The 10,431-nt window shown below is 49.4% G+C and carries 13 protein-coding genes; 2 read left to right on the top strand and 11 right to left on the bottom strand.

Annotated features, from left to right (window positions below):
• Window positions 1–18: 18 nt before the first annotated feature.
• Complete coding sequence (locus tag AB1757_05550; protein MEW6126484.1) at window positions 19–456, bottom strand: Rrf2 family transcriptional regulator; 438 nt, start codon at window positions 454–456, stop codon at window positions 19–21.
• Window positions 457–733: 277 nt separating this feature from the next.
• On the opposite strand from AB1757_05550, the gene AB1757_05555 reads away from it, so the two are divergent.
• A complete protein-coding gene (locus AB1757_05555) occupies window positions 734–1,396 on the top strand; it encodes a LuxR C-terminal-related transcriptional regulator (GenBank protein MEW6126485.1) in 663 nt (220 codons plus the stop codon).
• A gap of 80 nt (window positions 1,397–1,476) precedes the next feature.
• On the opposite strand, the gene AB1757_05560 is transcribed toward AB1757_05555, so the two are convergent.
• Window positions 1,477–3,423, bottom strand: coding sequence for a prolyl oligopeptidase family serine peptidase (locus AB1757_05560; protein MEW6126486.1), 1,947 nt, complete (start codon window positions 3,421–3,423; stop codon window positions 1,477–1,479).
• Between the two features lie 270 nt (window positions 3,424–3,693).
• Between AB1757_05560 and AB1757_05565 the strand changes: the two genes are divergently transcribed.
• Window positions 3,694–3,834, top strand: coding sequence for a hypothetical protein (locus AB1757_05565; protein MEW6126487.1), 141 nt, complete (start codon window positions 3,694–3,696; stop codon window positions 3,832–3,834).
• A gap of 153 nt (window positions 3,835–3,987) precedes the next feature.
• Here the strand turns inward: AB1757_05565 and AB1757_05570 are convergent, their stop codons facing one another.
• The 9 genes from AB1757_05570 to AB1757_05610 all read right to left on the bottom strand — a co-directional run bounded on the left by AB1757_05570 (window position 3,988) and on the right by AB1757_05610 (window position 10,145).
• The gene (locus AB1757_05570) at window positions 3,988–4,584 is read right to left on the bottom strand and encodes a PepSY domain-containing protein (GenBank protein MEW6126488.1); all 597 of its coding nucleotides are present in this window, start codon (window positions 4,582–4,584) and stop codon (window positions 3,988–3,990) included.
• A 155-nt stretch (window positions 4,585–4,739) separates the two neighbouring features.
• Complete coding sequence (locus tag AB1757_05575; protein ID MEW6126489.1) at window positions 4,740–6,623, bottom strand: CocE/NonD family hydrolase; 1,884 nt, start codon at window positions 6,621–6,623, stop codon at window positions 4,740–4,742.
• Between the two features lie 44 nt (window positions 6,624–6,667).
• Window positions 6,668–7,486, bottom strand: a complete 819-nt coding sequence (locus AB1757_05580) for a creatininase family protein (protein MEW6126490.1) — start codon at window positions 7,484–7,486, stop codon at window positions 6,668–6,670.
• Between the two features lie 68 nt (window positions 7,487–7,554).
• Window positions 7,555–7,803, bottom strand: coding sequence for a hypothetical protein (locus AB1757_05585; protein MEW6126491.1), 249 nt, complete (start codon window positions 7,801–7,803; stop codon window positions 7,555–7,557).
• Window positions 7,770–7,949 (bottom strand): hypothetical protein, encoded by a 180-nt coding sequence (locus AB1757_05590; GenBank protein MEW6126492.1) that lies wholly within the window; start codon window positions 7,947–7,949, stop codon window positions 7,770–7,772. Before AB1757_05590 ends, AB1757_05585 begins: the two co-directional genes overlap by 34 nt.
• Before the next feature lie 94 nt (window positions 7,950–8,043).
• Entirely contained in the window at window positions 8,044–8,436 is a 393-nt protein-coding gene (locus AB1757_05595) for a type II toxin-antitoxin system VapC family toxin (protein MEW6126493.1), read from the bottom strand.
• A complete protein-coding gene (locus AB1757_05600) occupies window positions 8,433–8,648 on the bottom strand; it encodes a hypothetical protein (protein MEW6126494.1) in 216 nt (71 codons plus the stop codon). Before AB1757_05600 ends, AB1757_05595 begins: the two co-directional genes overlap by 4 nt.
• Before the next feature lie 144 nt (window positions 8,649–8,792).
• Window positions 8,793–9,779 (bottom strand): polysaccharide deacetylase family protein, encoded by a 987-nt coding sequence (locus AB1757_05605; protein MEW6126495.1) that lies wholly within the window; start codon window positions 9,777–9,779, stop codon window positions 8,793–8,795.
• A gap of 24 nt (window positions 9,780–9,803) precedes the next feature.
• Window positions 9,804–10,145 carry a tetratricopeptide repeat protein gene (locus AB1757_05610; GenBank protein ID MEW6126496.1) on the bottom strand — a complete coding sequence of 114 codons (342 nt, stop codon included), beginning with the start codon at window positions 10,143–10,145 and terminating at the stop codon, window positions 9,804–9,806.
• Window positions 10,146–10,431 lie beyond the last annotated feature (286 nt).

The following is a 10,431-nucleotide window of genomic DNA, read 5'->3' on the forward strand; positions in this document are numbered from 1 at the left end:
TCAGCCGTAAAGGCGCAATTAAATTTCGGCGATTTCCACGGTCTGGTAACTGCGTTTTGAAGATGCCAGCTCGGCAATCGTCTTTTTCTGCAACAGTGCGAGTAAACTCTGCCGCCATTGTTGCCAGTCTTCATGCAGGGCGCAAGAGTTTGGCGATTGACACACCCCGCAAGCCAGTATGCAACTGTCCAGATAAGGGTCTGGTTCGAGCACACGAAAGACTTCCCAGAGCGTGATGCTTTGCGGGGCGCGCAAAAGTTCATAGCCGCCATGAATGCCTTTGACGGAACGCAGCAAGCGGTGGCGGCGCAATTCGCCCAGCAATTTACGCAAATACACCGGCGGAATCTGTTCGGATTCGGCAATCTCTTGCAAACTGCATAGCGTAGAATCCGAGTGATTCGCCAGATAAACCAGCGCTCGAATTCCGTAAGCTGTTGCTTTTGATAAAATCATGTTGATTCACATCACAAACATACATCTTTGTCCTCTATCATCACTTTTCCTTGCCGCAGGGACAATAATCACATCACATCATTTTTTTGATTGGCGTGTTGAATTGGGCGAAACGACGAGTTCGGGCGGTTGGCAGAAGTGGCGCGCGGGTGAATCGGTTACTTTCGCCTGATTACTGTGGGTTCGGACTTCGGTCAGGCGGCAATGAAGCGATTGCGTTTTCAGCCTGACTCGTACCATAATCAGACCATGCCATTTTAATTAAGCAGGTATCAACATGCGGCTTCGAGAGATTAAATCACTGGTGGATAGCACTTCGGATTCCGCGTTTGCCGTTGATGGTAACGGGCTGATTGTCGCCTGGAATCAGGCTGCGGAAAGGCTGTTTGGGCTGCCGATGCGCGACGTGTTAGGCAAATCCTGTGGTTCGATTCTTCAAGGCACGGATGAGTGCGGAGCGGTTTGTTCGCGGGACTGCATGATTCAGCAATCGGTCAGACAACATCATCCAATCAGCAATTTCGATTTACAGGTGCAAACCGTCGAAGGCAGAAAATGGTGCAACATTTCCATCCTGATCGCCAATGAGTCAAACCTGACATCACCCTATTCAATTCATGTTATCCGGCAAATCGATGTGCGGAAAAAGCTGGAAGTTTTAGTGCGCGATTTCGTCGTTCACGAAACCCAGTTACCCACCGAGCAGGTAACGACCTTGATGGCTTCGACGCGCGCCGCCGCCCACGACATCGGATTGACCAATCGTGAACTGGAGATTTTGCGTCTGCTCGCCAAAGGCATCACCACAGCAACCATTGCCCAGCAACTGCACGTCAGCCGCACCACGGTTCACAACCACGTGCAACACATTCTGCGCAAACTGAATGCTCACTCGCGACTTGAAGCCATCCGTCGAGCCGAGTACGCGGGATTACTCTGAACATCTGCCATCTTGAAAGAATGACTAACCGGGGTTTTCCGCAATCATTTCAAGTTGAAGGAGCAGTCGAAGGCTGCATTCTATGACGGCGGAAAATTATGGAAACCTTTCAACAAGTCGTCGTCCAATTGCACATCAACCGCAAACCCGAAAACCCGTGAATAAAAATAGAGTTCGGCGTTCAACGTGCGCTTGATGTTTTCAGCTTTGCGAAAACCGTGACCTTCGCCTTCCAGAGTGATGTAGGCAACAGGAATCTGTTTTTGTTGCAACGCCACAAACATCATTTCTGCTTGATTGGGCGGGACGATTTTGTCATCGAGTCCTTGAAACAAAATAATCGGGCACGAAAGCCGCTCGGTGTGATGAATCGGCGAACGCGCTTTGTATAGCTCTTTAGCCTGCGGGTGTGGGCCAATCAAACTCGCGTTATAGCGTGCCTCAAATTTATGGCAATCCTGTTCCAGGGCTTCCAGGTCGCTGATGCCAAAATAACTCGCCCCGGCTTTGAAGAAATCTTTGAAGGTGAGCGCCGCAAGTGTGGTGTAGCCGCCGGCGCTGCCGCCGCGAATGATTAAGCGGTCGCCATCGGCTTTGCCCTGTTCAACCAGAAAACGCGCGGCATTGACGCAATCATTGACATCGACAATGCCCCAGTTGCCATTCAAGCGTTCGCGATACTTACGCCCATAGCCGGTGCTGCCGCCGTAATTCACATCAACCACACCAAACCCGCGCGATGTCCAGAACTGTGTCGTCAGTCTCAGGGTGCTTGAGGTTGCCGCCGTCGGCCCGCCATGACTGATGCAGATGAGCGGCGGACGTTCATCTGCGGGCGCTTCGTAGTCTTTATTTTTCGGCGGGTAATAAAACGCATAGGCGGTTTGCTTATTCTCGGTTGGAAATTCGATGGCTTGAGCAATCGATAAATAAGCTTCATCAATTGCAAGCTCACTTGAACGGCGCAACACCTGGGTATCACCTGTTGCAAGGTTGAGGCTCACCACCGCGTCCATTTGAGTCGGCGAACCGCCGATGAAAAGGGCTTGAGATTTGCCAACCCGCAAACTGCGAATGTCTGTGTAAGCAGTCTCAATCGGCGAAAGCGTCCGTGTAGTGGTATTCAAACGTCCGAGTTGCCAGTTGCCCTGCACGTTGTAGGTGCAGATGATTTCATTTGCCGAAACGAAATCATAAAGCGACAGACGGAACACCCAGTGTGGGTAGCCGAATTCGGCTTCCATTTCATAAAGCGGTTCGGTTTTGCCATTAACTATACGATAGAGATTCCACCAGCCGGTTTGGTCAGAGACGAAATGCAGGACACCCGCAGGCGACCATTCGGGTTGAAAGATGGAGTCGCTTTTGCCGCCCGCCACGCATCCCCATTTGGCAAAAGTGCCATCCGGGTTGAGGTCTGCCGTCCATAACTCGGTGCCGTCCCAAGGCAGGTTCGGATGATTCCACTCCATCCAGCAGAGCTGTTTGCCATCGGGCGAAAGGCGCGGCGATGAATAGAAATCGCAGCCTTCAACCAGCACAGTGTTTTCGCCTGTCGCGAGGTCAATGCTCACGATGGTATTCGTGCAATCGGTGTCGCTCAGCGTATGGTCTTCGCGAACCGCGATTAACCGGTGGCGGGCGCTATCAAGCACAAAATCCGTGTAGCGCATTTGGCTGTCACGGGTAAGCGGCTGCGACAAACTGTCTCCGGTCTGTTTGTACAAAAGATTATCGGCAAAGTTGGAAAAATAGATTGCCTCGTCGGTGACCAGATACGCGCCGCCGCCATATTCATTGACTCGCGTGCGGGTGTTCAGTGACGCAGGAGTAATATCTGTAATTTGTCCATCGCCTGTGCGACGAACCAGAACATTGCGCCCGGCTTCCGCAGGGCGCGCTTCAATCCAGTAAAGGTCATCGCCGTTGACAGAGATTTCGCCAAGCCCGATGGTGCCTGACACGATCAAATCTGCGGTGATGGGTGTTTTCCAAGAACCAAAAGGAGCAATTTGCTTTTCAGCCATTTTCAATTCCTCAATCAAAGCTTACGGTCTTTTGTTGTTGCCACCAAGTATAAAGCGAATGTAGGTTATGTCTGCAAGTTTAGCAATTTGATTCACCGCACTTTCAATTAACTTTCATCAGGAGGACAGCAAGCTATCAAAACCCTAAAACTATTTGCTAATCAGTTGAACGCCATACCTCTTGCCACATCCTGGTATCTTGCGGACTTGGGCGAAGCGCGCGGCTAGCAGGAACTCTTCACCAAACAGTCACCCCAAAATTTGAAAGCCTTGCGCGAACACGCTGTGATTGAAAGCGCCATTTCATCAAATCGCATCGAAGGCGTTGTCATCGCGCCATCTCGCGTCGAAGCGGTGTTATTCGGCAAAGCTTTCGCATTGCCGATATTCAAAAACAGTGTCCGGGCGTGAGCATAGATTTAATTCGCTACACCTTGAAACAAATGCAACCGCAGGTTGAATGTTTAAAACGTGGTCGAGATGCACAATGGCGCAAAACTGAAAAGTGGGAATTAGGTAATACCTGATTAATTAGGTCATAAATTGGGTAATGGCTGTCCTAATTCACCCTCTCCTGAAAAACAATCGCAAACCGAGCAGGCTTAAAATGACCACAAGCGCGATGCCAACGGCGCCAAGCGTTTTATCAAGCAGGGCGATGCCTGTCCATTGCAAGTAATGAATTTTATAAAACCAGTCAATGCGGTCGGTATCCGCGCCGCGTTGTGTGAGCGTCAACCGCTCCCAATTCAAGGTCACGCGCACGCCGGTGTCGGTCGTGATTTGCTTGCCTTCGATTTTATTGATGTGCCCGTAACGCGACGGGTTGATTTGCAACGCATCGCTCAGAAGTTTTTGAATTTCATCTTCCGTAGGTTCGTTTCGCGGCGCTAACGTTTGCGGGTCGAGATGCCTTGCGCCTTGCGCTGTGCGCACCAACAGATGTTCACCGAGAATGGTTTTCACCAGCCGCGCTTCGAGCCAATCATTTTGCGGTTTAATCACCGTTTGCGATTCGAGCGGGTAAGTTTTAACTTGCAAGAGTTCATAAGCGCCCGCATAACCGGGCTTCAAAAAAAATATCGCGCCGGTGATTGCCCAACCGATAAACGGCAAGAGCATAATCAAGCCAATGAAGCGATGCAAGGTGCGAGTTTTCATAGGAAAGAGAAGACAGAATTCAGGAGTCAGAAGACAGAATCAAGGAAACGATGAACGCGGAAGTAGGAACGATGAACATTTTGAATCTCTGCTGTTCATCGTTCATCGTTCCTACTTCATACTTTCTTCCATTCTGACTTCTGACTCCTGAATACCTAATCTTGCCCACGCATCACATTCAACATCACACGCGATGTACAGAAGACGCGCTGCGTGGCTTTTTGGAAATCGCTGTCTTTGGCGGCGTAGATGTTGATGAATTTCTGCGGGTTTCTATCAACCAATGGGAACCAACTGCTTTGCACCTGAATCATCAAACGATGACCTTTGAGCCAGGTGTGAAAAACATCCGGCATGGTGAATTCCACTTTGGTCTTTTTGTTCGGCACCATCGCTTCGGGTTTTGACCAACTGTTGCGATATTTGGCGCGCATCGGTTCGCCTCGCACCAACATTTGATAGCCACCCATGCGAATGCCTCTGGGATTGGGCGAATTGTCGGGCGCATTATCCGGGTAAACGTCAATCACCTTGATCACGAAATCCGAATCGGTTCCCGATGTCGAAACCTCAAGGCTCACTTTGATGGGTCCTGCGACGGTCATATCTTCGCTGAGCGGTTCGGTTTGATAGACCACTACATCGGGTCGCGTTGCGGCATGGCGTTGATCATCGGTCATATACTCACGAGTCATACCGATTGCCGTGTAGTCGATAAACGGTACGGGCTTTGCCGGGTCGCTCACATATTCGGCAAAACAACTCGAATTGCCTGGCGCAGTGAATGTGAGTTTGCCGCTCACGTCCAGATAGACGCTTTTGGTTTCGACATTTTTCGGCGGCCAATCGCTCATTGTCCACCACTTGTTCGCGCCGGTGTTGAACATATAGGCTTCGGGTAATTTGTTTTCGCCTTTGTCTTTCAGAAAGTAATTGAAGAAATTGAGTTCGATATTTTCACGATAAAACGCCGAAGTTTTCGAGCCGAAACGCACATTGCCGAGTCCATCGCCATCGCCGCGCGCCCAACCGCCATGCGACCAGGGACCCATGATAATCGTGTTATAGGTTTTCGGATTGTGCTTTTCAATCGCTGCATAGATATTCAAAGGTCCTTGCAAATCTTCGGCATCAAACCAGCCGCCGACGGTCATCACGGCAACCGATGGTTTGACATTTTTCAAACGTTGCGGCACGTTTTGCGCCTGCCAGTATTCATCATAATCGCCGTGCTCCATCCATTCATTCCAGATTTTGATTTCGCCTTTGAGATATTTTTCGTTGGCATTGGCAAGCGACCCCATCTCCAGGAAAAATTTATAGCCATCGGGCATGCCATGACGAAAGCCCGGTTGACCTTGGGTGGTCGGCCCGGTGCGGGGCTTGCCAAAACTCGAAATAAAATTGAAAGCGTGCGGCAACCAGAATGCGCCGTTGTGGTGCATATCATCGCCAAGCCAGTTGTCTGCCATCGGGGCTTGCGGTGAAGCGGCGCGCAACGCAGGGTGCGCATCAGTCAACGTCTGCGCCGTGTAGTGACCGGGAAATGAAATGCCCCAGACGCCGACGCGACCGTTGTTATTGGGGATGTTTTGAATCAACCATTCAATGGTGTCATAGGTGTCTGTCGATTCATCCACCTCATTCCCTTTTTTATTCGGCTTGAAAGGCGTCATCCATTTGAAATCGCCTTCCGACATATAACGCCCGCGCACATCCTGATAAACGAAGATGTAGCCTTCCTGTTGAAAGAGCAGCGACGGGCCGAGCGAATTTTTATAGGCGTCAGCGCCATAGGGTCCGACGCTGTAAGGGGTGCGGCTCATCATAATCGGATATTTTTGCGACGTGTCTTTCGGCATATAAATCGACGTGAACAGTTTGACGCCGTCGCGCATCACGATTTGCGCCTCTTTTTTGGTGTATTTGGCTTTGACCTCTTCGACGCTCGGCATCTGACCTTGCGCAAAAACGTTCAAGCTGAAACCGAGCAGCGCGATGACAAGCATGATTCGCGAAACGAGTTTTACAGGATGCATGGTTTTTCTCCTTAGATGTTAATTCGTGCAAACTTCAAAACGCTTCATTGCTTTGGAGCAACGGGAAGATTGCTGCGGCTGAGTTCTTCAATATCTTTCAAAATTCCGGCGACCAAGGCTTCGACAACCACCTTACCTTTTTCGCGTGTCGCCAGCGTCGCATCGCCCCAGATGCCGGTTGCCGAATAGGTTGCTTCTTTATGGTTCGGGTCGCGCGTGAGTCTTCCTTTACCGGGGTGAAAATCTTTGGCGGCTTTTTTCATCTCAACCGTGTGAGGCGCGATGTAGAGCATCATCGAAGTTTCAATTTCATCAGCGTGAGTGCCGCCTTCCTGTTTGCTGATGCGTTTTTCGACCTCGCCCGTAAGTTTTGCAAGGTCTGTGTAGGTCATCAGTATTCCTTCAGCCGCTAACAGGTCGGCGGCGGGTTTCAGGGCGCGAAGCGTCGAAATCCCTGTGTTCAAAATATAGAACCGGTGTACGCCAAATCGAACGAAGCTCTTGCAAATGTCGATGAGCAAATCGCGCGAGGTTTCCAATCGGAGTGAAGTTGAGCCGGGATATTCGACAAATGCCGGATAGAAGTTGTAGTTCACGGTCGGCGCAATCACTACATCGGCGTTTTGCAGAACGCGATTTTTCAAATACTCGGCAATCAGCCAGTCGTTTTTGAGTTTGAGATGGGGACCGTGCTCTTTCGCCTGCGCGCCGAGCGGAATGACGACGACCCGTTCGGGTTTCAGAATTTTTTCCGCTTCAACCCAGGTGAGATTTTCAAGTAACACACCTTTGGATTTGGTCTGCGCAGTTGCGATTAAAGGCACTGCGATTACCACTAGCAAAATAAAACACCTGCGTTTCATGGAAAATAACTCCTCAGTGTATTCCCGCATCTGTGATGCTCTCTGATCCTTTCGTATGCGGTTTGCTTCTACTTCTCAGGCAGTATCTTAAGTAATACATTTGCCTGCTCAAAATATCCGAATTCAGCGCAAATTGACGGGATGCATATAAGCGTCTTTACCTGCTCATAATACGAATGATCGTGACAAGGGTCTCCGTTGAGCAACGGCTTAATTATATTTATGGCTTCTTGCAACAGGCTGAATGCCTGTTCAATCTCTCCAACTTTTACTAATTCAATTGCTACCTCACAACGCCGCCAGGCATTTTTTTCCATTCTCGCATCCGGTACGCCATCTGATAACCGCCAATCTGTTGCCTCAGAGCGACCTTCTCTTCATCATTCAGGGAATAAAATGATTTTTCATCCCCCAGGAGTCTATTGACGATTTTGCTCATCAGGTCAACCACGTGTTCATTCATTTGTCCTGCTCTCTGCTACAAGAACCTTTATAACTACTTCTTCATCCCGGCGCGTTCTTTGCGTTGTAAATCGCGAAGCGCGCGAAAGCCTGCCTCACTTCAAGGTTTTCACATGAGCGTAGGCAAGGATTTTTGCATCGGCTGTCAACAATGCACAGTCATAAACCCGCGCGGTCGCCACAATGATTTGATCTGCCGGATCATTATGAAATATGGGTGGCAACTGTGTAGATTCCAAAGCGATTTGAGGTGTAAGGTTGATCAATAAAATACCCGGGTAGTTCAGTGCCTTGTCGAACCAATCAGCCATCGGTTCAGGCAAGGTGAGTCGTTTAAGTTCAACGAGCTTGGCAACCTCCCAACATGAAATAGCACTGATGCCAAGTCCATAGGACTCATTATCCTTGATCCATTTTCGTTGGTTGTTCGTCAACTTCTTATCGTTATGAACCCACCATATCCAAATGTGTGTATCGAGAATAATCATTTCAAGGCTTCCCAATCCTCAACCGCTACAGGCTCCATCGGGTTTTCATAAATTAGTGGCGTCCCCTGCAAGGAGTATGGATTTTTAACATCTTTTTTTATGCTGCGGGAAACAATGATAACTTCAACAGTTTCGCCCGCTTGAAAGGGCAGGTCATTTAAAACCAGCACCCCATCTTTGGTTAATACCGTTTCTATTTGGTGTGCGCTCATTGATGAACCTCCTGTCTAATGACTTAAAACTTACCCATATATTTTCCCGCACTGGAGAAAAACCGCAAACTTTTTCCATATTTGCTCGTCAACCAAAGATTGCAACTCCTCATTTTAGCGAACAACCTTTCTATTGATCATTACTCACTTCTTCATCCCGGCGCGTTCTTTGCGTTGTAAATCGCGAAGCGCGCGAAAGCCGATGCGCTTGACGCTTTGCGATTCCAGGATTTTGCGAACCTCTGCGTCGGTGGTAAACAGGCGATACTCTTCGGCGCGGTCTTTCCACGAATTGGTAATGTGTTTGATCTCTTCACCGGCAACCGAAGCGTGAATGTATAGCTCGGTGACGCCCGGTTTCAAATTACTCAACAGGCGTTTCCAATAATCAGTGACCGATTCACCTTTGGCGGGACCGCCGGTAATCAGATAATCGGGATAGACAATGCCGTCGGCGTCTAACTGCCCGCGCTGATGCCCGCCGCCATTTGCCGCTAACAACTCCTGCGAACCCATGCGAATCGGCAAATTGAATTCATTGGCAAGCCTTCGATAAACCTGAAAATAATTGTCATTGTATTGCAAAGTGCCCATGTGCGAATCGAGATGCGTGACATCAACGCCCGCATCCAAGGCTTTTTTGATTTGCGCTTTCGCTTCAATATACGCCTGTTCAGTCGTCGCGTGACCATAGACGCTCATAATGTCAGGCCACAGATAACCTTGCGGGTCAACCAAGCCCGGCACTTCGGATTTGCTCGCCACCGGACTCCATTTATAACCTTTCCATTCCGCTGTGTGGGTCAAATGCAGACCGAAATCTTTTTCCGGGTGGGCTTTGGCATAAGCGAAAATTTCCGGCACCCAGGGACAGGGAACCATAATGGTTGCCGAAGTGATTAAGCCGTTTTCCATGCCGTCGATGACTGCGGCATTCGAGGCATGGCTGTTGCCTACGTCGTCACAATTGATGATTAAAATTTTATCGGTAGCTTGAAATCCCAAACGTTCGGCAAGCGACCGGCGTTTGGTTTGAATGATTTCAGTATTGCGGCTGGGTGGGTTCGCGGTTTCAGCGATTAAAGAAAAAGGCAATAAACACCATAGCAATAGAGCAAGTAATTTAGTCATTCATCTCTCCGTTTGCAAAATAAATTAAGCGCAAAAGTCTGATTGATTTTCGCTGGCGCTTTCGGCAAGCAGGCGTTCCATATGTTGCGCGGCTTTCCAGTCGCCTGTGCGGGTTGCGGCGGCAATGCCTGCTGTCCAGACGCGCCGCGCTTCATCGGCGTCTTGCAGATTCATCAACGCCGTGCCCAGCATCTGATACGCGGCGGGGTAATCGGGGTTACGGCGAATCACGTTTTTCAGGGCGTTTGCCGCATCCGACCAACGACTCAGTTTTGAATATTCGCTTGCCAATCCGTACCAGACCATCACCTCATCGGGATTATCTTTGACCATCTCTTCAAAGACGGCGATTCGCGATTCGGACATTTGCTGATTCTCCTCATTCAGGTTTGCTCAAACTTGAGCAGTGACTGCGCAACCTTTTACCGGTTCAGCGGATATAGAAATTCAAATTATTCCAATTTAGCTGATTGCCTTCCCGGTTTTGTTGTGTGATGAATAATACACGCACATTGCAGAGGCGACTATAGACCTCAAGAAAAAGGATCTTTGAAAATCTGAAACAATCGTGGTGGCGGTTGACGAAATGACAGCATCTGGAAATGCTCTTGCTGTTTTGCAATTTCCATTTTCACAAACAGAAGGAGTCTCC

The organism is Acidobacteriota bacterium (assembly GCA_040754075.1).
Classification (GTDB): Bacteria; Acidobacteriota; Blastocatellia; order UBA7656; family UBA7656; genus JBFMDH01.